Origin of the sequence: Motiliproteus sp., assembly GCF_965230735.1 — a bacterium.
Lineage (GTDB): Bacteria > Pseudomonadota > Gammaproteobacteria > Pseudomonadales > Balneatricaceae > Motiliproteus.
In genome coordinates this window covers 3635565-3656345 of record NZ_OZ246016.1, presented here as the reverse complement: position 1 = coordinate 3656345, position 20781 = coordinate 3635565, and the positions used below count along the sequence as shown (strand labels likewise).

Below are 20781 nucleotides of genomic sequence, written 5' to 3'. Positions count from 1 at the left end.
TAGGTGGACGACATGAAAGGCAATGATCAGGTGCTCAAGCACCTTAATCAAATACTCACGATCGAGCTGACCTCAATCAACCAGTACTTCCTGCATGCACGGATGTTTCGCAACTGGGGCCTGGGTGAGCTGAACGAGAAGAGCTATAAGAAATCGATCAAAGATATGAAGCAGGCCGACGATCTGATCGAACGGATCCTGTTTCTGGAGGGGCTGCCGAACCTGCAGAACCTCAATCGTCTGCGTATCGGTGAGCATACCGCCGAGATGCTCGAATGCGATATGACCCTGCAGATGGAGCAGCTGGATGCGCTGCGGGCCGCCATCGCCGAGTGTGAGAACCAGCAGGATTACGTCAGTCGGGATCTGCTCGAGGATATTCTGGAATACGAAGAAGAGCATGTGGACTGGATCGAGACGCAGCAATACCTGATTCAGAACTCCGGCATCGAGAACTACCTGCAGTCGCAGATGAGCTGAGGACAACCCCATGAAAGGCAATCAAAAAATCATCGACCAGCTGAACCGCCTGCTGGCCAGCGAGCTGACCGCCATGGATCAGTACTTTATCCATTCCGAGATGTACCGCGATTGGGGCTTGAACGAGCTGTACGAGCGGATCGCCCACGAGTTTGAAGATGAAAAAGGGCACGCTTCCAAGCTGATCGAGCGGATTCTGTTCCTCGAAGGTACGCCGAACATGGTCAACCGTGACCCGTTGCGGGTTGGTAAGGATGTTCCCGAGATGCTCAACAACGATCTGTTGGTTGAATACGAGGTTGGTGATGAGTTGAAGAAAGCGATCGCCCTGTGTGAGGCCGAGAGCGACTACCAGAGCCGTGAAATCCTCGAAGGCCTGCTGGCCGATACCGAGGAAGACCATACCTTCTGGCTGGAGCAGCAGTTGGGCCTGATCAAGAAGATCGGTATCCAGAACTACCTGCAGTCGAAGATGTAAGCGCCCATTTGTTGAGTTGTTCAGAAAGCCGCCCTTCACTAAGGGCGGCTTTTTTATGGCGCCTCAGCGCTCTAGCAGGTCGGGGTATTTGCGCAGATAGCCCCTGAGCTGGTGATAGCTCAGTCCCAGGTGCTTGGCGGTGCGCTTCTGTTGATAACTGTTGTGACGCAAGCCCTGTTGTAACAGCTGGCGCTCGAAATCGGTGACCTGTTGCTTCATATCTCCTGTCGCTACCACCTGGTCGAACGGATTGGTCTCGGTTGCTGTTACCGCCGGGCTTTCAGAGTCCGTTGTCGGAATAGCTCCCGATGGTGCTGCGTTTGTCGCCATACGGTCTACCCAGGGGCGTAGAAAGGGATCGATGATGATCTCATCCAGCGGTAGCTGGGCATCGGGGTGACGATAAAGGCTCCGCTCGATCACGTTTTTCAGCTCGCGGATATTGCCGGGCCAGGGGTAATCCATCAGTTGTTCGATGGCGTGCTCGGTGAAGCCGGCGAACACCGGCCAATCCAGCTCTCGGCACATCGCCATCGCGAAGCTTTCGGCTAGCAGCAGGATATCCATGTCGCGCAGGCGCAGCGGCGGTAGGTGCAGCACATCGAAGGCCAGCCGATCGAGCAGGTCGGCACGGAACTCCCCTTGTTGCGCCAGTGTCGGCAAGTCGGCATTGGTCGCCGCGATGACCCGCACATCGACACGCAGGGTTTCCTGTCCGCCCAGTCGTTCGATCTCACCATACTCGATCGCCCGCAGCAGTTTTTCCTGCACCCGTAGGGAGGCGGTAGCCAGTTCATCCAGAAACAGGGTGCCCTCGTGGGCTCGCTCGAAGCAGCCTTTGACCTGGCGACTGGCACCGGTAAAGGCGCCGGACTCATGGCCAAACAGCGCGGATTCCAGCAGTGACTCGCTTAAGGCCGCGCAGTTGAGCTTGATAAAGGGCTTGTCCCAGCGCTCGGACAGGTAATGCAGCCGTTGTGCCATCAGCTCTTTACCGGTCCCGCGCTCACCCAATACCAGAACAGGCTTGTGCAGCGGGGCGACCAGGCTGAGCTGTTCCAGGGTTTGGTTGAACAGCTCGGACTCGCCGAGAATAGCTGGCATATCCATTGGCTAAAAAATCCATTCAAAATGATCTATATGGCTAAAAGTGTATTTTTTAGCCATTCTGCTTTCAATGGTTAATTTTGCTTTTTGTTAACAAGTTCTTTTAAAACATTAGGTTAAGTGGCCTATCTAAAGTTGGCACGGTAATCGCTATATCTGGAGTAATTGAAGTTTTAGGCAACAACACAAGGAGAACCATCATGGGTATTTTTTCTCGCTTTCAGGACATCGTGAATTCCAACATCACCTCGCTGCTGGACCGTGCCGAGGATCCGAAGAAGATGATCCGTCAGATGATCCAGGAGATGGAAGATACGCTGATCGAAGTCAGAACCACGTCGGCCAAGCTGATCGCGGACAAAAAGGAGCTTCAGCGTCGTATTGAAACCCTGCTGGAAGAAGCGGCGGACTGGCTTAAGAAAACTGAACTGGCGATCAGCAAGGGTCGTGAAGATCTGGCCAAAGGCGCACTGATGGAGAAGCGCCGCGCTGAAGAGGCCGCCGAAGCGGGTAACAAAGAGCTCAGCTTCCTGAATGAGCAGCTGGAAGTGCTCAACGACGAGATCGGCCAGCTGCAGAGCAAGCTGGAGGCTGCCAAAGCCAAACAGAAAGAGTTGCTGGTTCGGGAACAGACCGGGCAGTCGCGACTGGAGATTCGTAAGAAGACCAATCGGGAAACACTGAACCGGGCTTTCGACAAGTTTGACCAGTACGAGCGTCGACTCGACGATCTGGAAGGGCAGGTTGAAGCTTACGATATGGGCAACACACAGAAGACCAACCTGGCCGATGAGATCAATGATCTGGCTGCCGAAGATGATATCCAGCAGGAGCTGGATGCGATAAAAAACAAGATGAAAAACAACGCTGAATAGGTGAGCAGCTTATGAGCACCATGGTTTTTTTCTTCGTGCCATCGATCGTATTTCTCACCATCGTGGCACCCCTGTGGCTGATCCTGCATTACTGGAGCAAACGAAAAGCTCAGCAGGGTCTGTCTCAGGAAGAGCAACAGCTGCTACGGCAGATGGCAGGAACCATTGAAGGCCTGGAACAGCGTATCAACACGCTGGAGCGAATCCTGACCGACCAGGACACCGGTTGGAAGCGGGAGTCTGACTAAGGAGATCACTATGTACGATCAAACCCCGAACAAAGCGAATGGTTACAACCGAAACCTCTATCGGAACCCCGAGCGGGGCATGCTGGCCGGCATCTGTGCCGGGTTGGCGGACTACTTCGATATTCCGTTGTGGGCCGCCCGCTTGATCGCGATCAGCTTGTTTATCTTTGTGACCCAGCTGTTTGTGATCGCTTATATCGCCGGTTACTTCCTGCTGGCCAAACGGCCACGCAGAACCGAGCAAAAAGCAGACGCTTACGGCCAAAAAGAGGAGCATCATCTGTTTCAATACCAGAAGCCGGCGGCACAGCGACTCAAGGATATTCAGCAGCGGATGCAGGAGATCGATCGAAAGCTGCGTCGTATGGAAGGTTACGTCACCTCGAAGCGCTACCAGTTTCAGCGTGAGATCAACGACCTATAACGCAACCGGCTAAGGCTGAAGCAATAAAAAAGCCGCCCCGTTTTCGGAGGCGGCTTTGTTGTGTCTGGGGTTGGTCGATCAGTTTTGAGCTTAGCGGGGCTCCATCCGGATTCCGCCATCCAGGCGAATGGTTTCGCCGTTCAGGTAGCTGTTCTCGATGATGTGCTGTACCAGGCCGGCGAATTCGTCCAGATCGCCGAAGCGCTTGGGATGCTGCACCATCTGAATCAGCGGATCACGCACCTTGTCGTCCATCGCCTGCATCATCGGGGTATCGAAGATCCCCGGCGCGATGGTCATCACCCGAACCCCCAGGCTGGCCAGATCACGGGCCAGCGGCAGGGTCATACCGACGACACCGCCCTTGGAGGCGCTGTAGGCGGCCTGTCCCATCTGACCGTCGAACGCGGCAACCGAGGCGACGTTGATGATCACGCCACGCTCGCCATTACTGTCGGCTTCGTTGGTGGCCATCTGGGCTGCGGCGACGCGCAGCACGTTGAAGGTGCCGATCAGGTTGATGTTGATCACCTGAGCGAACTTCTCCAGCGCCAATGGGCCGTTACGACCAACCACCTTGCCACCCGGCGCGATACCGGCACAGTTAACCACCACATCGATGGTGCCGTAATGCTCGATCACCTGAGCAACGGCGGCTTCGACCGCATCGCTGCTGGTGATGTCGACCTTCAGGAACAAGCCCTGATTGCCCAGCTCGTCGGCCAAAGCGTTACCGGCTTCTTCATTCAGATCGAAGGCGGCGATCTTGGCACCCTGCTTGGCCAGTTGGCGGCAGCTGTTGAGTCCCAGCCCGGAAGCACCACCGGTGACTAGAACGACTTTATCTTGCAGTTTCATACTCTGTCCTTAAATCAGTAGGGCGGGGATTAGCCGATCTCGCGCAGCAGTTCGCGGGCGATGATCACCCGTTGAATCTCGCTGGTGCCTTCGTACAACGAGGTGATGCGGGCATCGCGGGTGTAGCGCTCCAGAGGGAACTCTTTAATGTAGCCGTAGCCACCCATCATCTGCAGCGCGGTGTAGCAGGCTGCGTTGGCTTTTTCGGAGGCGTACAGCTTGGCCATCGATGCCTGCTTGGCAAACGGCTCGCCGCGTTCCTTGGTGGCGGCGGCGTTCATCAGCAGCAGTCGCGCGGCTTCGAGTTCGGTGTAGGCGTCGGCCAGCATCCATTGCAGGCCCTGGAAGTTGGCGATCGGCTTGCCGAACTGCTTACGCTCGGTCAGGTAGACGCGGGCGTAGTCCATCGCGGCTTGACCGATGCCCAGTGCCAGCGAGCCGATACCGATGCGACCGCCGGCCAGTTCGGCCACGGCGACACGGAAACCGTCGTTCAGCTTGCCCATCAGCGCATCCTTGGGGATACGGCAGTCTTCAAACAGCACTTCGTTGGTGGCCGAGGCGTGCTGTCCCATCTTCTTCTCCGCCTTGGAGACGGTCAGGCCGGGGATGTTGTTTTCGACCAGAAAGCAGGAGATACCCTTGCCTTTGGGGGCGTCCTTATCGGTCACCGCCCAGACCACAAACACCCCGGCGAACTCGGCGCTGGTGATAAATTGCTTGGCGCCGTTGAGCACCCACTCGTCGCCATCCAGCACGGCGCTGGTCTTCATCGAGGAGGGGTCGGAGCCGGCGCCGGTTTCGGTCAGGCAGAAGCCCCCGGCCGCGTATTCGCCGCTGCACAGACGGGGCAGGTAGCGCTGCTTCTGCTCTTCGGAGGCAACCACCTGGATCACTTCGGCGACCATATTGGTAACCGACATGGTCACCGCGGTGGAAGCGCAGGCGCGGGCGATCTCGGTGATCGCAACGCTGAAGGCGACGGTGCCGGCTTCGGTGCCGCCGTATTCGGCGCTGACGTTCAGGCCCATGAAACCGAGTTCGGCGAGTTGTTTGAGGTTGCCCAGAAACAGCTCGCGATCGCCTTCCTGGTCCAGCTTTTCCGCCACCGGCGCCAGCTCACCCTCGGCAAACTTACGCGCCATCTCCTGGATCATCGACTGATCTTCGTTGAGCATCATATCCATGTCGGGGTCCTCAGATCAGCTCGATCGCCACGGCGGTCGCTTCGCCACCGCCGATACACAGGGAGGCCAGGCCGCGCTTCTTACCGAGGCGCTGCAGGGCGTAGATCAGGGTGACCAGAATCCGGGCGCCGGAACAGCCGATCGGGTGACCCAGGGCACAGGCGCCACCGTTGACGTTGACCTTGTCGGCATCCAGACCCAGCTCCTGGATCGCCAGCATGGTGACCATGGCGAAGGCCTCGTTGATCTCGAACAGGTCGACATCGTCGGTGCTCCAGTTGATCTTCTCCAGCAGCTTCTGGACCGAGCCGATAGGCGCGATGGTGAACTCGGACGGCTTCTGGGCATGGGTGCTGTGGCCGACGATACGAGCCAGCGGATTCAGGCCGCGGGCTTTGGCATCGCTCTCGCGCATCAACACCAGCGCGGCGGCGCCGTCGGAGATCGAGCTGGAGTTGGCGGCGGTGACAGTGCCGTCTTTCTTGAACGCCGGACGCAGTTGCGGAATCTTGTCGATATTGGCGTTGCCGGGCTGCTCGTCGAAAGTGACTTGCTGCTCGCCCTTGCGGGACCTGATGGTAACCGGGGCGATCTCGCCTTCGAACCAGCCTTCGTTGATGGCCTTGTTGGCCTTGTTCAGTGAGTTGATGGCGAACTGGTCCATCGCTTCGCGGGTCAGGCTGTACTCGTCGGCACAGGACTGGGCGAAGCTGCCCATCAGACCGCCTTCGTAGGCATCCTGCAGACCGTCGAAGAACATCGAATCGATCACTTCACCGTGGCCCATGCGGAAACCGGCGCGGGCTTTGGGCAGCAGGTACGGAGCCTGGCTCATGCTTTCCATGCCGCCGGCGACCATCACATCGCTGGTGCCGGCTTTGATCTGATCGTGGGCGTCCATCACCGCTTTCATGCCGGAACCGCACATCTTGTTGATGGTGTTACAGCCGGCAGACAGCGGCAGTTCGGCGCCCAAGGCCGCTTGACGGGCAGGGGCCTGGCCCAGGCCGGCGGGCAGCACGCAGCCCATAATAACTTGGTCGATATCGGTGCCGCTCAGACCGGCGCGCTCGACGGCGGCCTTGATGGCGACCGCACCCAGTTTGGGGCTGGGGACGGCGCTTAGGGAACCCATCATGCCGCCCATCGGGGTACGGGCGGCGGAGACGATGACGATAGGATCGTTGGCTTGGCTCATGATAATAGCTTCCTGTTAAACGCTAGCTGATGGCCTGGCAAGGCCTGGGGCTCTTAAAGATTAGCTACTATCGGTGATAACAGCATCACAATAAATGACGATATGTGACCTGCATGATCACAAAATGTTACAGTGAAGGCGGTCGATTAGGCTGATCTACGCGTTGGTATCAGCCACGGAAACGGGAAGAGTATGGCTACCGTTGATATTCACTACGTCCAGGCCGCGCTGCGTTGCGCCGAGCGCCGAGGACATGCGCCTGAGGCGCTACTGGAACAGGTTGGCATCTGGCCCCAGCAGCTGAGCCAGCCGAGGGCTCCGGCAGCACAGATGGCCGCCTTGGTGCAGCAGGTCTGGGCCTTGCTGGACGATGAATTTATGGGTTGTACAGTGCGCCCCTGCAAGCGCGGCGTGTTTGCGATGATGACCCGGCATGCACTGCACTATGACAATCTGCAGGCGATTCTGCAGCAGGGGATCGAGTTTTATAACCTGTTCACCGATGATATTCAGATGCACCTGAAGCACCGTGGTGAGCTGGCTGAAATCGAATTCTGTTTTGTCCGGCCCGAACTGGATCCCGACCATTTCTATCGGGAATTCTGGCTGGTGATCTGGCATCGTTTTGCCAGCTGGGTCATCGGTCGCGGCATTCGGTTGCAACAGGTCGCTTTTCCCTATTCAAGGCCCGCCCACAGTAGCGAGCTGAAGTACCTGTTTCCCTGTCCGCATCGTTTCGATCAACCGATGCTGAAGTTGAGCTTCCATGCCGATTATCTGACCCAGGAGCGGGTCCGAAGCCAGCGTGATCTGGCCCAGTTTCTTCGAGATTCACCCCGTGCCCTGATGGTGCTTCCCGATGATAACGAGAGTTACCGGGCGCGGATTCGCTCGAGACTGTTGAATCAGGAGGCTGAGCAACTGCAGTTGCCTGCCTTCGAGCAGCTGGCAGCCGAGTTCGGATTAAGCGGACAAACCCTGCGTCGGCGGCTGAAAGCCGAAGGTAGCTCCTATCCCAGAATCAAGGATGAGGTCAGGCAGGACCTGGCGATCGAAAAGCTGCGTGTGCTACAGCTTCCGGTTGCCGAGATCGCCGAGCAGTTGGGATTTAGCGAGGCGCGCTCCTTTACCCGGGCTTTCCGCCAGTGGACCGGCTATTCTCCCAGTGAATACAGACAGTTGCTTAATTTTTGAGCAGCTCTGTTCGGCTTCGACTATAGTTTAATTAGCTGTCCATTTAGGCCCTGATGACCCGTCACAGGGCCGCTTTCTTTTTCAGCTGATTCAGCCCTCGCAGGGACGCTGAGTGCCGCAAGGCCCGGTGGACTGAGTGTCGCGGAGGTCGTCCATGTTTGAGTCATCCCTTTTTCACCCTCGATGCAGCTTGCCACGCTGGTTACTGCTTGGGCTTGTCATGATGCTGTTAGGTTCGGCATCCGTGGTCCATGCTTGGCCCTATCTTCATCCGTTTGCCAAACAGGAGCCAAAAGCGGAGCAGGCGCCGCAAAAGTTTCTAAAACCCGGTCGCTTATTGGTGGCGATGCCGCAACAGCAGGATCCACGTTTCAAGCAGGCCGTGGTGATGCTGCTGCAGTACAACCGCAACGGTGCGGTTGGGGTAATCATCAACCGCCCAACACGCCTGACGTTAGGCGTCGAATTTGAGGGTCGGGTCGCGGAGACCAAGGCGGATCAGAAGCTGTTCTGGGGTGGGCCTGTATCGATGGACCAGCGGGTGATGTTGTTCGAGCAGCCGACGGATCCGGCCGATGACTCCACCCCGGGGGTGCTGCTACAACAGCTGCGGGTCGCCCTGTCCGGCGGACAGTTTCAACAGCTGCTGGAGCAGGCATTGCCGCAGCGCTTTCGTATTTATGCCGGCTACACGGGCTGGGCGCCAAGACAGCTCGAGCTTGAGATCATTCACGGCCAGTGGTTGATTTTACCCGGTGATCCCGAGTTGCTGTTCCAGACCGATACCCAATCGATCTGGAACCAGCTGATGAGCTATCACAACGGACGCTTGGCAGCTATCGATCGGAAGCCGGCTGCGCCGCATTTCGACGCCGATGCAGAAACCCTTCCAGTGAATAAAGAGCCAACGCCAGCCAGATCAGGCTGAAGCCAACCACCTTGGTGCCATCGAAGACCTCGTTGAACAACCAGACCCCGATCACCAGTTGGATCGAGGGGCCGATGTATTGCAACAATCCCAGCAACGTCAGGGTAATCCGCTTGGCGCCGTAGGCGAATAGAATCAGCGGCAGTGCGGTGGCGATGCCGGTGCCGGCCAGCAACAGGTTATCGCTCATCACCCCTTGGCCGAAGGTAGCCTGGCCCTGGCTCGACAGATACCACAGCCAGATCAGCGCCGGAGGCACAATCACCACGGTTTCAAGCATCAACCCTTCGATGGAGCCCAGCGGTGAGCCTTTACGAATCAGCCCGTAGAAGCCGAAGCTGAATGCCAGGATCAGTGCAATCCAGGGCGGCTGGCCGTACACGAACGTCATATAGAGCACCCCGGAGGCCGCAATAGCCAACACCAGCCACTGCAGGGATCTCAGTCGCTCACCCAGAAACAGCATCCCCATCAGGACGTTCAGCAGCGGATTGATAAAGTAACCGAGGCTGGCCTCAATGATATAACCGGAGGTGACCGCCCAGATATAGGTCAGCCAGTTAATACTCAGCAGTACCGCGCAACCCAGGCTGGTTGCCATCAGTTTCGGTGATTTGAGAACGTCGGCCAGCCAGCGCCAATTGCGCTTCAGAGCCAGTAGCAGCAACACAAACAACAGCGACCAGACAATCCGATGGGCGAGAATCTCGCTGGGCTGTGCATGATCAACAGTTTTCAGATACAGAGGCAGAAAGCCCCAAAGTACAAAGGCGCCAACGGCGGCCCAGACTCCGGCGTGCATGTGCGTTTCTCGTTAAGTACGATGGTAAAAAGACGGATTGCGGCAAAGGTGCAGATAGTGCCGCTGCAAATCCAAGCTGTTGGTGAAGAGGCTCTACTTTAGCGGTTTCGAAGCAAAAAAAAACCGCAGGGCAAAAAAAAACCGCAGGGCAAAAAATGACCTGCGGCACAATACCTCGGCTCGTCACGGAAGCCGTGACTAGCAGAGGCTCCTCGTTCAGATGCAAAGACCTAGACCGCGAAGTTTAGATATATTGCTCGCTATGTCAAATATTATTTACATATCTAAGGTTTCTCTTGGTCAGTGTTTCGCTTGGCAAGAGTTTCGATATGGTGAGGCGTCATCTAAATTAGAAACGGGATAGCAAAGGGAAGGGGATAGAAGTTGATTGCGCTTATTTCATCATCACGACTAGGTCGAGGTTGGCTATCCGGTCTGCTGTTGGGCCTAGCGGTCTTGCTGTTGAGCGGCTGCCAGCTGTCGTTACCGACCAAGGTTACGGAACCCTATGAGATTGCCGATTCGACCGATGCCGAGAGTGCCTATCGAGAAGCGCTGATTCTAAATAGAACCGGCAGAAAAGCGGACCTGTATAAAGCCAATGTGCTGTTGGCTCACTCGGCGAGGCGCAACCACACCGGGGCGCAGTATCTATTGGGTATGAATCGGTTACTGGGGCGGGGAGGCGATAAGGACCCGGTTGCCGCCCGAGGCCTGCTTAACCAAGCGGCGGAATCCGGCCATGCCTCCGCTCAATACTTCCTGGCCGAGATGATGCTGAACGGGCGCGGTGGGGAGCCTGAGCTTGCCTGGGGGGCGCAGTGGATGGAACGCGCGGCGACGAACGGTCAGGTTGAAGCCCAACTGGCGATGGGGGTGATCTATGCCAGCGGCCTGGGGGGACGAGAAAATGTACCGATGGCGCTACTATGGTTAAGCCGGGCGGAGCACAATGGCGACCAGACAGCACCGCTATTGATCAAGAAACTGAGCGCCCGAATCGGCCATCCGCGTTGGCAAACCATCCAGCGACAGATTGCCGGTCGAGTATCGATTGATCCGCGGGAAGAGCGGCGTGCCATCACCCGTTTCGTGCAGTTATCGCTCAACAATGCCGGTTATGCGGCGGGCGTTGAAGATGGCATTGCCGGACCTCGGACCCGGGCGGCCGTTGCTGCTTTCAGAAAAGCGGAGAAACTGGCCGGACAAGGGATCGATGACCCCTTGCTCAGTCATTTGAGATCGTTACAGCTGGCTTACGAGCAACAAACCCAATAATCAGGAAGTCGACTCGGACTCCGGTGCGGCTTCCGGCTCAGCGTCATCGCCGGGCTCGGCTGGGGATCATCCAGCAGCGACTTCATCGCATCGACGACGGCATTGGGCTCGGAGATGCCCAGCAGGCTGTTGACCTCGTCGATTACCGAGCTGCTTAACGGCTTGTTGCTGGCCGTGGTCAAGGTATCCAGCGCCAGGCGGGCCTGCTCTTCAACATTCGCTTCGCTGTCGTTAACCAGGTCGCTGTAACTGGCCAGTTGACCGACCGCCGAGTGAGGCGCTGCGCGCTCGCGAGCACGATCGGAAGCATTGGCGGCATTGAGCCGACCCAGCTTGTCGGCCTTTGATTTTTCCTCATCATCGACCTGATCGTTATCGGCATGGTTGTGACCATGTCCCAGCCCACGGCTTGAGTGGCCTTTAGCATCCCGGCTGTCATCCTCGTCCGCTCCGCCGCTATGGCCGTTGTTTCCGCTGTTACCGCCGCCGTTGCCGCCACCATTTCCACCGCCGTTGCCGCCGCCGTTACCACCACCATTACCGCCCTTGGCATAGGTATTGGCGATGGGGTTGATGGGGTCGGGTGCGGTTGCGATCAGAACTAGAGCCGCGACTGACAGTACGGCTAAGCGTTTCAAGACAGGAATAAGAAAACGTGACATAAGCGGCCTCGGCTCGGATATGTTTGGTAGTATCCGAGCAGTATAGCTGTTTATCTAAATTGACGAGAGTGTGTATGTCCCCTTCAGAGCAAAACTGGATTCCATCGAGTCGTACCCTGGCGATGCCCGCCGATACCAATGCTAATGGCGATATCTTCGGCGGCTGGTTGATGTCGCAGATGGATATAGCCAGTGGCAGTTTCGCGGCTAAAGAAGCCGGCGGGCCGGTGGTAACGGTGGCGGTGGACGGGATGACCTTCCATAAGCCCGTTAAAGTGGGTGACGAGCTCAGCTGCTATTGTCAGGTGGAGCGGATCGGCACCAGTTCCATCAAGGTCAAGGTTGAGAGCTGGGTGACCCGCTACCACTCTCATCATGAGGAGAAGGTGACCGAGGCTTGTTTTACCTTCGTCGCGATCGACTCCAACGGCCATCCGCGTCCGATCACGCGCTTCTAATCAGGGGTCACTGTCGTTAATACGCTGGCTTGCCGGTATCCATACGGATAGGTATATTAGGGCTTTCTTATTATCGAGGGATCTACTATGCCGAACAAGGTTGTCAGCGTCAGTGCGACGATGGGAAACAGCTATACCATCACGGCGGATGTTCGTGGTCATCACCTGACCATCGATCAACCGCAGAATGCCCGCGGTAATAACGAAGGGCCGACGCCGCTGGAGCTGTTTCTGTTCTCCATCTCAGGCTGTGTGGCCACGATCGCTCGCACCGTTGCCATGCAGGAGCGACTGGAGCTTCGCGGCATGGAAGTGATTGCAGAGGGGGAGCTGAACCCCGCCGGACTGCTGGGTAAGCCCTCCGAAGACCGGACCGGCTTTCAGCAGATCAGAATCTCGGCGACGATTGATGCGGATATGAGCGACGCCGAAAAAGCGGAGTTTCTCAATCGGGTCTGCGATCGTTGTCCGGTCCATGACAACGTAAAGATGACCACTGAGGTTGTTCATCAGCTAGGCTGATCCTTACGTTGAAATCTAACGGGGAGTGTCTGTGACAGCATCGCTGATTGCGCTGGGGTTGTATTTTACCGGCTATTGTCTCTTGCACTCCCTGCTGGCTTCCCGCCGCTGCAAACGTTGGTGTCTGCAGCATTGGCCTGCGTTGATGCCGGCCTATCGCGGACTCTACAACCTACTGGCTGTGTTGCTGCTGCTTCCGCTGCTGTGGCTGTATCTGCAAGCTTCCGGCCCGCTGCTGCTGCAGTGGAGTGGTTGGACCGGATGGTTGATGAACGGTATCGCGGTTGCCGCCTTGGTGGGATTTTTCAGTACCTCGGGCGATTACTCGATGGCCGAGTTCAGTGGCAGCCGACAGTGGCGGCTGCGCCATTTTGGTGCTCGAGATCCCGATCAGCAGGCGGTGTTGAAGCTAGGGCGTTGGCACCGTCGGGTCAGGCATCCGTGGTATTTCCTTGCCCTGGTACTGATCTGGAGTCGCCCGATGGACGCAGCCCAGTTACTGCTGAGTGTGCTGGCGACGCTCTACTTTGTCGTTGGCTCAAGACTGGAAGAGCGCAAACTGATCGCGCAGTTTGGCGAGGCTTATCGCCAGTACTGTCGGCAGGTGCCGGGACTGATTCCTCTGCCGGGTCGTACTATCAGTGCAACGCGAGCGCAGGAGCTGGAGCAGCAGGCGAATCAGTCTGATGTGAACGGGTCGGCTTAATAGGGCCGCTGGGCGATAAACAGCCCACGTTTGGGGGCCGGGTAGCCTTCAACGGTGCGGTTGGGATCGTCCGGATCGAGAAACTGAGCCAGCGAATGATACTGCATCCAATCGGTGGCGCGTTGCTCTTCGGTGCTGGTCTGGTTGATATCGACGCAGCGTACCTGCTGGTAGCCGCAGCGCTCCAACCAGCCGCATAGGGCTTCGGCACTGGGCAGGAACCAGACGTTGCGCATCTGGGCGTAGCGGTCGGCCGGTAGCAGCATCTGCTGGGCATCACCGTCGATCACCAGGGTTTCCAGCACCAGCTCACCGCCGGGACGCAGGAAGCTCTGAAGCTCGAGCAGATGGTCGATCGGACTGCGGCGATGATAGAAAACCCCCATCGAGAAAACCGTATCGAAGATCTGCATCTTCTGCGGTAGCTCTTCAATTCCCAGTGGCAACAGTTCGACCGGCAGCTCGCCCAGGTATTTCTTCAGTGCCCGGAACTGCAGCAGAAACTTCCACGACGGATCGATGCCGATGACCCGGCGGGCACCGGCGGCCAGCATCCGCCAGCAGTGGTAACCGTTACCGCAGCCGATATCCAGCACGTTGCGGTTGTGCAGCGGCGCGATGCTGTCCTTGAGTCGGTCCCACTTCATATCCGAGCGCCATTCGGTATCGATATCGACCCCGAATACGGAGTAGGGGCCTTTGCGCCAGGGCATCAGCTGCCGCATTGCCTGCTCCAGTTGCTGGCGCTGCTCCGGGCTGCAGCCCTGCTCGGTACCGATCAGCAGGCTGCCACGATCCAGATCCGTCTTGTCGCTTGTCAGCTCCGGCAGGGCATCAAAGGCGGCCAGCCAGGCGGGCATATCGCCGTGGTTGAGCCGCGTCAGCTTATCGTTGATACGCTGTTGCAGGGGCTCGCCCCAAGGGGCCAGTTCGCTGTGCTGCAGTTGGGTGAAAAAATCACTGAAGTCGAGGGCCGGATGGCGCGGTTCGGTCATGGTTGTCAGGCGTCGGATGGATATCGGTGAAGGGTTGATTCGGTGTTACTTGATCGCCACTAGGGAGACAAAGTTGAAACACTGAAACCAGGGTTGAATGCTGCTGAAGCCTATTTTTCCAAGGCGCCGTTGGTGCAGTGACAGGGACTCCGGCCGCATTACTTTCTCCAGCGCTGAACGCTTCTGGCTGATCTCCAGATCGCTGTAACCGTTGGCGCGCTTGAAGTCGTGATGCCAGTCGGTCAGCCGCTGCTGGGTATCGCTGTCTTCAAAGGCGATCTTTTCGGACAGTAGCAGGATGCCGCCGGGTTTCAAGCCGTCATAGATTCGTTGCAGTAGCGCCTGACGCTGATCCGGGGCGATAAACTGCAGGGTAAAGTTCATCACCACCACGCTGGCGTTGTTGATCTCGACGGCATTGATATCGGCGCAGACCAGCTCCACTCGTGGCTCGGCCTCCTCCAGCATCGCCGCCACCTGCAGGTGCTCACGGCAGCGCTCGATCATCGCCGGGGAGTTGTCGATGGCGATAAATCGGCAGTTGGGCTGGCGCACCTGTTGCTGCATCGACAGCGTGGCGGCACCGAGCGAGCAGCCCAGATCATAGAAGTTGCTGTCGGCCTGGGCGTAACGGGCGGCCAGGATGCCAAGGGATTTGACCACGGTGGCATAGCCGGGTACCGAGCGGTTGATCATATCGGCAAACACACCAACGACCTGCTCGTCGAACTGGAAGTCGACGATCTGATTCAGTGGTTGGGCGTAGAGCTGATCGGAGTCTTTGGCCATGGAGCGGATGCCGGGTATTGGACTGGGTTGAAGACGGGCGGATTATACGCCCTCAGGGCCTCTGCGTCATGACACCGACACCGATTTGCTCACTGCTCAGAACAGGTCCAATTGCTCGTCAGCGCGGCTCTTCGGTCGCCAGGCTTTACCCCAACGGGTGGCGATATAGAACACCTGGATCCGGTCACCGACGGTGGCGGTGATATCTTCCAGGCCGATGGTGCCGTGGGCCGGTTCCTCGCCGTTGATAAACACCAGAATGCCGAGCTGCTGGTCGGGGAACAGGCGTCCGATCTGGCCGTAGATCGGGTCGAGCCGCTTGATATAGAGACCGGTCTCCATCTCCTGATTGCCGATGAAGGTGCTGCGGCTGTAGCAGGGACTTAAGCCCTCCTGCAGCAGTTGACTGTGAAGTAGGGCCTGGATCGAGTTCGCCGGGACCGAGCGATGATGAACGGTTCCATCCAGATCGAGCTTGAGTTCGGCTTCATCGAAAGGCTGCAGATGTTGGGGCTCAACTTCGAGGTTGAAAGCCTCGCAGAGGCCGACCACGTTGTCGTAGCGGGCCAGCTTGTGGGCACAATAGGTACGTCCTTGGACCGCAAAGTCGAAGCTCTCGTCGATGGTGCGGTTCTGACCCCAGATTCGGATCTGGTTGTTACGGTAGTTGAAGGTCAGTTGCTGGTCCTGCTTGAGACCGTGGCTGTCGAGCTTGCGGACCTTGTAGATCACCGTATGGGGGACCTGGTTACTCTGCTTGTCGAACTGTGGATGGCAGGGGTTCTTGCCCGGATGAAAGTGGTACGGAAACTGGCGGGCTTCTTCATAACTGAGCTGGGAAGGGTTCTGGGTGCCCTGTTCGACCACCCGTTCGATCAGAAAGCCGACTTCGCTAAGCGCACTGACCACATCACGGAATGAATAGATCAGGGTGGAAAACTGGTCGTCGCCGGTCTTGCTGGAATGGTTGGCCAGCATGTTATGGCGGTAGTGCTGTAGTTGGTGGGAGAAGCAGAAAATAAAGATGCCGCCGGGTTTGAGGCGCTTGAATAGGTTGTAGAACAGCTCTTTCAACTCTCCCGGATTGCTGAGGTATTCGAGCGAGTAGGCCGACAGGATCAGGTCGAAGCTGATGCCGGGGAAGAAGTCGGTCTTGCGCATATCTTGCTGCTTCAGATGCACCGGGGTCAGGCTGTCATGGTAGGGGGCCAGCTTTTTACGGGCGACTTCGAGCATATGGGAGGAGATGTCGATACCGTGGGCGTTGGCGCCTTTGTGGGCCAGGGCGATCAGGTTTTCGCCCATGCCGCAGCCGATATCCAGCACGTTGGCGTTGACCAGATCGATATCAATCAGGTTGAGCTGTCGCTCACCGGGTGCCAGCCAGCCGTAATGAACCTCGTCCTCTGAGATCTCCCAGGTACTGGAGTAATCCTCACAGAAACTTTTCTCGTCCCAGTGTTGCGATGACATTAACCGGCCCTCCGCTGACGTTGAACGAAGAGTTTATCGGGCGGACAGGGTGGTTGTCTAAGGGCAGAGCGAAGCACTCTTCAGGCGCTGTTGAGGGCTATGGATCGATGGGCGCATCTCAATAGGTGTACCGAGTAGTGCAAGGTTGCAGATCCTGTGCGGCGGTGACCATACGGCCTGCGATGCTGGCTTCGACTCAGTCCGGGTATGCAGAAAGTATTGGGCATAAAACAGAAGTTCTGATAGAACAAACAGTCACATGGCCCTGTAGCCAGGGGGCGTGTGCGTGCTGTCCGATCAAGAGTTGAGAGCGTTTATGAGACCAACGATTAAAGTCAGTTTGCTCATCTGTTGTGTCATCATGACCGGTGTGACCTTGTCCGGAGCGACAGCTTATCTGGTTAACCAAGCCGAAGAGCGGACTATCGCCAGTGAGTTTCAGGCCGATATCATCGAGGGCGGTGAGCTACTCAAGCGGGAATTGCTGACCAATTTCGAGACACTTCATTCGCTTTCCATCCTATTTGGTCAAGCGCAGGCGCCGGGGCTGGCTCGATTCCGTGACGTCAGCCGGGAAATACTCAGCCGCCACCCGAATATTCAGGCGCTGGAGTGGATTCCGAAGGTACCTCATCACCAGAAAGAACGGGTGGTTGAAGCGATGCGGCGCCATATTCCCGGCTATGAATTCACACAGCGAAATTCACAGGGCTTTATGGTCCCGGTGGAAGAGAGATCGGTGTATTACCCGGTCTACTATCTGGAGCCGTTGCTGGGTAATGAAACGGCGCTTGGCTTCGACCTGGGCTCAAGCCCGACCCGTATCAACTCTCTGAATCAGTCGATCCAGACCGCGTCTCCACTGGCAACCTCCAGTATCAATCTGATTCAGGGGGGAGAGCAGCAGAAGGGCTTTCTGGCGGTGCTGCCGATCTTTAACGGTATGCCGGCGACCGTCAAGGGGCGGCAGGACAACATTAAAGGCTTCGTGCTCGGGGTGTTCCGGATTGGCGACATCGTTAACAGCTCCTTGAGTGCAGACAAACGGTCCGAGTTCCATATTCAGTTGATCGATACCACGGTGCCGGATCAGCCCGAATTGCTGTTCAGCACGGATCCCAAAGGGAGCAATCCCTATCCTCGTATTGCGTTCCAAAGGGAGCTTCCGGCGATGTGGGGACGCAACTGGATTATTCAGGCCTCTCCCTCCAGCGCCTACGTCTCCCAGCGAAGTGATAATTTCGGCCTTTTCCTAAGCATGGCAGGCCTGATCTTTACCTGTTTGATCGCGCTTTATGTTTATTTCACCGCAAGACACGCATCCATCGTGGAGGAGCGCGTTCGGGAAAAAACCTTGGCTTTGAATCAGGCCAATCAGGATTTAGAAGCCCTGAGCCGCTCGGACGGTCTGACCGAGTTGGCTAATCGCCGTCATCTGGATGAGTTTCTTGAAAAGGAGTGGTTCAGGGCGATCAGGAATCATGCGCCGATCAGCTTTATTTTCGCTGATGTCGATTGCTTTAAAGCCTATAACGACCATTACGGGCATCTGAAAGGGGACGAGTGCCTGCAGGCGGTGGCCGGGGCGTTGAAATCCGTTACCCGTCGGCCGGGGGACCTTGCAGCCCGTTACGGCGGTGAAGAGTTTGCGCTGGTGCTGGCCGACACCGACAACAGCCTGGTTATGGCGGAGCGATGCCGAGCGGCAGTACAGGCCTTGGAAATTCCCCACGACTATTCGGAGATCTGCGAATTCGTCACCATCAGTGTTGGCGTCTGCACCCTCTATCCCAGCGCCGGCGATAATCAGCAGGCGATCATCCAAGCGGCAGACGATGCGCTCTACCAGGCGAAACAGGCCGGACGGAATCAGGTGAGCAGAATCGGACCCAAAATCGCTGTTTAGAGAGGGGCGAGCCGATCCGGTTCTGAAACTTGTCGTAATCATTTGACTTCGAGCAGTTTTAGCGCAACTTCCTGCTTATCGGCGACAAAAGCCTGTTACATTGCGGACTTAGCAAATCAGTTCATGTGATGTACGGAAGTTGTCGTTTTGCTACCTAAATCGGTTTACGAGTTAAAACCCTATTTTTATCTGGTGTCCGGCGCTTGGATTCTGCTGTTCTACAGTGGCGTCCTGCTGGTGATCGGCCTGTTGCTCTATTTTCTGGGTGCCTGGATCTGGGTGCTGCGCTCGGATTACCGGCGACTCAACCACCGCTCTCCCCAAACCCCTGTCAATCGGCACTACTGGAATGATCCGCTCTACGAGCTGTTGCCTTTCGGTTATATTCTCGCGGCGCTGCTGTTGATCGGGTTACGCCAGGATATCCTGATGCTTCTCTCGGCAGTGCTGTTGCTGGGGTCAGGGTTATTGGTACTCAGAATTCGAGTGGTCAATCGTCGCCAGCACCGCAAGACGGAGTCGGGCACTAGCGTCGAGTGGGCAAACGAGCTGTCGCTCGATGCGGTGCCGGATTCGATCGGTCGGATGATTCCACTGACCGATGTCAGTCAGGTGCCGGCAATTGAAATACAGAAACCGGACTGCGCCTCCTGCCGTATTGAAGATATCTGTCTGGATGTGGGGCTGGATATCCGATGCGTTCAGGAACTGATGCGACTGAATCAAAACCTCAATCCACGGGAGAGTTTCGAGCCTTTCCACCGGGTTGTGGCTCGTCATCATGGCGATCTCTATAGCCGTGAACAGTTGCTGCCGATTCTTGAACGGCTGCATACCAATTCGGATCTGTGCCTGACCTGGAAGAAGCCGGCGGGGTAGCGGGTAAGCGAGGCTCGGTGACGGGAGGACCAGACCAGGAGGGCCGAGCCAAGGTCGTGCTAGTCTTTCGCCGCAATCAGGTGGATATAGCGGGCCATCTGGCAGTAGGGTAGTTGATCCCGGAAGCGCTGCTCCAGCTCGAGAATATCTTCGAACGCATAGGTCTGGCGCACCTTAGGGGGCAGGTAGTCGTAGAAGCAGCGCACCCCGTGCTGGGCTTCGATCCTCATCCCCAGTGCTGCTAGCTGGGCATCGATCTGTTTCGGCTCCCGGGCATGGGTGGGTGTCAGCCCGCCACCATCTCCGCCAAACTGATCACTGAGCGCTTTCCTGAAGTTACCCCGAAGCGCGTTGCGCAACACGATGGAGTGGCGGTTGTAGTACATCAGCGACAGACAGCCTGTATCAGTCAGTCGCTGCGAGAGTGCCTGTAATACAGGTTCCGACGCTGGCACCCATTCCAGCACCGCATGACAAAGGATCAGTTCGAACTTGCGTGGGTCCTGATAGCAGAAGGTTTCAATGGGGCTGTTGACCAGCTCGATCCGGTCTTCCAGTCCCTGCTCTCGATTGAGTTGGTCGGCGGCTTCAAGCATCTGCTCGGACAGATCGCACAGAATCACGCGATGCCCCAGTGCAGCGCAATGGCGGGCAAACTGACCCTGACCACCACCGGCGTCCAGAATCAACAGCTCGCGGTCCCGCTCCAGCAGGGGCTGCAGGTCCTGCTGCAGGAAGTGCAGGCGGATGCGCCCTTTGGGGGTATCGTAGATGTTGCGCCCGAAACGTTCGGACAGGCGATCGAAATGGGATTGCTCGGACATACTGGATCACGGCTGTATCTGGAGCCGCTATTTTACCGGGCTTAAGCTGGACGGGAAGCGTCTGATTAAGGACGGTTTCGGGCGATGTTCAACCGGCGCCGAAGGAGCTGCTCAGCAACTGGCTGTTGGAGCCACTGTTGAAGATATAGGCCTCCATTACTTTGGCCTGCAACTGGGCAATGGCGACAAAGCGGAATCCGAGGTTGAAGCGCAGTTCCGACAAGCGGCGGATATACAGCAGCCGGGCGCGGCTCTGGAAGGGTTGGGCCTGGTCCGGTAGCTTAATCAGGACGTTGATTTCGATGACGTGCCGAAGTGGATCTCGATCGGTTTGATGGCCGCAGAAGACAAACTCTCGCAGCTCGGGACCGCCTTCCAACATCATCCCACCGGGCGAGATATTGCTGATACGGCAGCTGATCGGCTCATCCCTATCGTTGTGGACTTCGGCGCTCAGGCTGCAGGGAATTCGAGGATGTAGACGAAGATCGTTCATCTGCGCCTCCATTT

At 57.2% G+C, this 20781-nt stretch carries 24 protein-coding genes; 13 read left to right on the top strand and 11 right to left on the bottom strand.

Going from position 1 to position 20781, the window contains the following annotated elements:
• Nucleotides 1–12 precede the first annotated feature (12 nt).
• Nucleotides 13–480: a bacterioferritin gene (gene bfr, locus ACO05M_RS16935; RefSeq protein WP_114695350.1), complete on the top strand. Its 468-nt coding sequence runs from the start codon at nt 13–15 to the stop codon at nt 478–480.
• A gap of 10 nt (nt 481–490) precedes the next feature.
• The gene (gene bfr / locus ACO05M_RS16930; protein ID WP_114695351.1) at nt 491–958 is read left to right on the top strand and encodes a bacterioferritin; all 468 of its coding nucleotides are present in this window, start codon (nt 491–493) and stop codon (nt 956–958) included.
• Between the two features lie 63 nt (nt 959–1021).
• Here bfr (ACO05M_RS16930) and pspF read toward each other — a convergent pair whose 3' ends face one another.
• Nucleotides 1022–2068 (bottom strand): phage shock protein operon transcriptional activator, encoded by a 1047-nt coding sequence (gene pspF / locus ACO05M_RS16925; protein WP_421865589.1) that lies wholly within the window; start codon nt 2066–2068, stop codon nt 1022–1024.
• A gap of 197 nt (nt 2069–2265) precedes the next feature.
• On the opposite strand from pspF, the gene pspA reads away from it, so the two are divergent.
• Genes pspA through pspC form a run of 3 tightly spaced genes read left to right on the top strand, consistent with a single transcriptional unit; the run spans nt 2266 to nt 3612 of the window.
• Nucleotides 2266–2940 carry a phage shock protein PspA gene (pspA, locus tag ACO05M_RS16920; RefSeq protein ID WP_114695353.1) on the top strand — a complete coding sequence of 225 codons (675 nt, stop codon included), beginning with the start codon at nt 2266–2268 and terminating at the stop codon, nt 2938–2940.
• Between the two features lie 11 nt (nt 2941–2951).
• A complete protein-coding gene (gene pspB, locus ACO05M_RS16915; protein WP_114695354.1) occupies nt 2952–3188 on the top strand; it encodes an envelope stress response membrane protein PspB in 237 nt (78 codons plus the stop codon).
• Nucleotides 3189–3198: 10 nt separating this feature from the next.
• Nucleotides 3199–3612 (top strand): envelope stress response membrane protein PspC, encoded by a 414-nt coding sequence (gene pspC, locus ACO05M_RS16910; protein WP_421865586.1) that lies wholly within the window; start codon nt 3199–3201, stop codon nt 3610–3612.
• A gap of 90 nt (nt 3613–3702) precedes the next feature.
• Here pspC and ACO05M_RS16905 read toward each other — a convergent pair whose 3' ends face one another.
• The 3 genes from ACO05M_RS16905 to ACO05M_RS16895 are packed head-to-tail and all read right to left on the bottom strand — an operon-like array spanning nt 3703 to nt 6855.
• The gene (locus ACO05M_RS16905; RefSeq protein ID WP_421865583.1) at nt 3703–4470 is read right to left on the bottom strand and encodes a 3-hydroxyacyl-CoA dehydrogenase; all 768 of its coding nucleotides are present in this window, start codon (nt 4468–4470) and stop codon (nt 3703–3705) included.
• Nucleotides 4471–4499: 29 nt separating this feature from the next.
• The gene (locus ACO05M_RS16900) at nt 4500–5657 is read right to left on the bottom strand and encodes an acyl-CoA dehydrogenase family protein (protein WP_421865581.1); all 1158 of its coding nucleotides are present in this window, start codon (nt 5655–5657) and stop codon (nt 4500–4502) included.
• 10 nt (nt 5658–5667) lie between these two features.
• Complete coding sequence (locus ACO05M_RS16895; RefSeq protein WP_421865578.1) at nt 5668–6855, bottom strand: acetyl-CoA C-acyltransferase; 1188 nt, start codon at nt 6853–6855, stop codon at nt 5668–5670.
• 192 nt (nt 6856–7047) lie between these two features.
• Between ACO05M_RS16895 and ACO05M_RS16890 the strand changes: the two genes are divergently transcribed.
• Nucleotides 7048–8049, top strand: coding sequence for an AraC family transcriptional regulator (locus tag ACO05M_RS16890; protein ID WP_421865576.1), 1002 nt, complete (start codon nt 7048–7050; stop codon nt 8047–8049).
• A 220-nt stretch (nt 8050–8269) separates the two neighbouring features.
• Entirely contained in the window at nt 8270–8977 is a 708-nt protein-coding gene (locus ACO05M_RS16885) for a YqgE/AlgH family protein (protein WP_421865574.1), read from the top strand.
• Here ACO05M_RS16885 and rarD read toward each other — a convergent pair.
• Nucleotides 8886–9779, bottom strand: a complete 894-nt coding sequence (rarD, locus tag ACO05M_RS16880) for an EamA family transporter RarD (protein ID WP_421865571.1) — start codon at nt 9777–9779, stop codon at nt 8886–8888. The two genes, ACO05M_RS16885 and rarD, sit on opposite strands and share 92 nt — an antisense overlap.
• Nucleotides 9780–10241: 462 nt before the next feature.
• Between rarD and ACO05M_RS16875 the strand changes: the two genes are divergently transcribed.
• Nucleotides 10242–11057 carry a peptidoglycan-binding protein gene (locus ACO05M_RS16875; protein ID WP_421865568.1) on the top strand — a complete coding sequence of 272 codons (816 nt, stop codon included), beginning with the start codon at nt 10242–10244 and terminating at the stop codon, nt 11055–11057.
• Here ACO05M_RS16875 and ACO05M_RS16870 read toward each other — a convergent pair.
• Complete coding sequence (locus tag ACO05M_RS16870; protein ID WP_421865565.1) at nt 11036–11719, bottom strand: hypothetical protein; 684 nt, start codon at nt 11717–11719, stop codon at nt 11036–11038. The two genes, ACO05M_RS16875 and ACO05M_RS16870, sit on opposite strands and share 22 nt — an antisense overlap.
• Before the next feature lie 74 nt (nt 11720–11793).
• Here ACO05M_RS16870 and ACO05M_RS16865 point away from each other — a divergent pair, with 74 nt between their 5' ends.
• The 3 genes from ACO05M_RS16865 (at nt 11794) to ACO05M_RS16855 (ending at nt 13405) form a co-directional block, all read left to right on the top strand.
• Nucleotides 11794–12177 (top strand): acyl-CoA thioesterase, encoded by a 384-nt coding sequence (locus ACO05M_RS16865; RefSeq protein WP_421865562.1) that lies wholly within the window; start codon nt 11794–11796, stop codon nt 12175–12177.
• An 87-nt stretch (nt 12178–12264) separates the two neighbouring features.
• Nucleotides 12265–12699: an OsmC family protein gene (locus tag ACO05M_RS16860; protein ID WP_421865559.1), complete on the top strand. Its 435-nt coding sequence runs from the start codon at nt 12265–12267 to the stop codon at nt 12697–12699.
• A gap of 31 nt (nt 12700–12730) precedes the next feature.
• Complete coding sequence (locus ACO05M_RS16855; RefSeq protein WP_421865556.1) at nt 12731–13405, top strand: methyltransferase family protein; 675 nt, start codon at nt 12731–12733, stop codon at nt 13403–13405.
• Here the strand turns inward: ACO05M_RS16855 and cmoB are convergent.
• From cmoB to ACO05M_RS16840, 3 genes are all read right to left on the bottom strand, one after another.
• On the bottom strand, nt 13402–14400 hold the full coding sequence (gene cmoB / locus ACO05M_RS16850; protein ID WP_421865554.1) for a tRNA 5-methoxyuridine(34)/uridine 5-oxyacetic acid(34) synthase CmoB: 999 nt from the start codon (nt 14398–14400) through the stop codon (nt 13402–13404). The genes ACO05M_RS16855 and cmoB overlap by 4 nt on opposite strands.
• Before the next feature lie 45 nt (nt 14401–14445).
• Nucleotides 14446–15189: a carboxy-S-adenosyl-L-methionine synthase CmoA gene (gene cmoA / locus ACO05M_RS16845; RefSeq protein WP_421865551.1), complete on the bottom strand. Its 744-nt coding sequence runs from the start codon at nt 15187–15189 to the stop codon at nt 14446–14448.
• A 96-nt stretch (nt 15190–15285) separates the two neighbouring features.
• Nucleotides 15286–16662 (bottom strand): class I SAM-dependent methyltransferase, encoded by a 1377-nt coding sequence (locus ACO05M_RS16840; protein WP_421865548.1) that lies wholly within the window; start codon nt 16660–16662, stop codon nt 15286–15288.
• Between the two features lie 361 nt (nt 16663–17023).
• On the opposite strand from ACO05M_RS16840, the gene ACO05M_RS16835 reads away from it, so the two are divergent.
• Nucleotides 17024–18568: a CHASE domain-containing protein gene (locus ACO05M_RS16835; RefSeq protein WP_421865545.1), complete on the top strand. Its 1545-nt coding sequence runs from the start codon at nt 17024–17026 to the stop codon at nt 18566–18568.
• A gap of 147 nt (nt 18569–18715) precedes the next feature.
• Nucleotides 18716–19447 carry a hypothetical protein gene (locus tag ACO05M_RS16830; protein WP_421865543.1) on the top strand — a complete coding sequence of 244 codons (732 nt, stop codon included), beginning with the start codon at nt 18716–18718 and terminating at the stop codon, nt 19445–19447.
• 59 nt (nt 19448–19506) lie between these two features.
• Here the strand turns inward: ACO05M_RS16830 and ACO05M_RS16825 are convergent, their stop codons facing one another.
• Entirely contained in the window at nt 19507–20271 is a 765-nt protein-coding gene (locus ACO05M_RS16825) for a methyltransferase domain-containing protein (RefSeq protein WP_421865541.1), read from the bottom strand.
• A gap of 88 nt (nt 20272–20359) precedes the next feature.
• Nucleotides 20360–20767, bottom strand: a complete 408-nt coding sequence (locus ACO05M_RS16820) for a PilZ domain-containing protein (protein WP_421865538.1) — start codon at nt 20765–20767, stop codon at nt 20360–20362.
• Between the last annotated feature and the right edge of the window lie 14 nt (nt 20768–20781).

Excerpts from the sequence above, each read along its gene's own strand:
- bfr (WP_114695350.1), top strand. The coding sequence starts at position 13 with ATGAAAGGCAATGATCAGGTGCTCAAGCACCTTAATCAAATACTCACG.
- bfr (WP_114695351.1), top strand. The coding sequence starts at position 491 with ATGAAAGGCAATCAAAAAATCATCGACCAGCTGAACCGCCTGCTGGCC.
- pspF (WP_421865589.1), bottom strand. The coding sequence starts at position 2,068 with ATGGATATGCCAGCTATTCTCGGCGAGTCCGAGCTGTTCAACCAAACC.
- pspA (WP_114695353.1), top strand. The coding sequence starts at position 2,266 with ATGGGTATTTTTTCTCGCTTTCAGGACATCGTGAATTCCAACATCACC.
- pspB (WP_114695354.1), top strand. The coding sequence starts at position 2,952 with ATGAGCACCATGGTTTTTTTCTTCGTGCCATCGATCGTATTTCTCACC.
- pspC (WP_421865586.1), top strand. The coding sequence starts at position 3,199 with ATGTACGATCAAACCCCGAACAAAGCGAATGGTTACAACCGAAACCTC.
- ACO05M_RS16905 (WP_421865583.1), bottom strand. The coding sequence starts at position 4,470 with ATGAAACTGCAAGATAAAGTCGTTCTAGTCACCGGTGGTGCTTCCGGG.
- ACO05M_RS16900 (WP_421865581.1), bottom strand. The coding sequence starts at position 5,657 with ATGGATATGATGCTCAACGAAGATCAGTCGATGATCCAGGAGATGGCG.
- ACO05M_RS16895 (WP_421865578.1), bottom strand. The coding sequence starts at position 6,855 with ATGAGCCAAGCCAACGATCCTATCGTCATCGTCTCCGCCGCCCGTACC.
- ACO05M_RS16890 (WP_421865576.1), top strand. The coding sequence starts at position 7,048 with ATGGCTACCGTTGATATTCACTACGTCCAGGCCGCGCTGCGTTGCGCC.
- ACO05M_RS16885 (WP_421865574.1), top strand. The coding sequence starts at position 8,270 with ATGATGCTGTTAGGTTCGGCATCCGTGGTCCATGCTTGGCCCTATCTT.
- rarD (WP_421865571.1), bottom strand. The coding sequence starts at position 9,779 with ATGCACGCCGGAGTCTGGGCCGCCGTTGGCGCCTTTGTACTTTGGGGC.
- ACO05M_RS16870 (WP_421865565.1), bottom strand. The coding sequence starts at position 11,719 with ATGTCACGTTTTCTTATTCCTGTCTTGAAACGCTTAGCCGTACTGTCA.
- ACO05M_RS16865 (WP_421865562.1), top strand. The coding sequence starts at position 11,794 with ATGTCCCCTTCAGAGCAAAACTGGATTCCATCGAGTCGTACCCTGGCG.
- ACO05M_RS16860 (WP_421865559.1), top strand. The coding sequence starts at position 12,265 with ATGCCGAACAAGGTTGTCAGCGTCAGTGCGACGATGGGAAACAGCTAT.
- cmoB (WP_421865554.1), bottom strand. The coding sequence starts at position 14,400 with ATGACCGAACCGCGCCATCCGGCCCTCGACTTCAGTGATTTTTTCACC.
- cmoA (WP_421865551.1), bottom strand. The coding sequence starts at position 15,189 with ATGGCCAAAGACTCCGATCAGCTCTACGCCCAACCACTGAATCAGATC.
- ACO05M_RS16840 (WP_421865548.1), bottom strand. The coding sequence starts at position 16,662 with ATGTCATCGCAACACTGGGACGAGAAAAGTTTCTGTGAGGATTACTCC.
- ACO05M_RS16835 (WP_421865545.1), top strand. The coding sequence starts at position 17,024 with ATGACCGGTGTGACCTTGTCCGGAGCGACAGCTTATCTGGTTAACCAA.
- ACO05M_RS16825 (WP_421865541.1), bottom strand. The coding sequence starts at position 20,271 with ATGTCCGAGCAATCCCATTTCGATCGCCTGTCCGAACGTTTCGGGCGC.
- ACO05M_RS16820 (WP_421865538.1), bottom strand. The coding sequence starts at position 20,767 with ATGAACGATCTTCGTCTACATCCTCGAATTCCCTGCAGCCTGAGCGCC.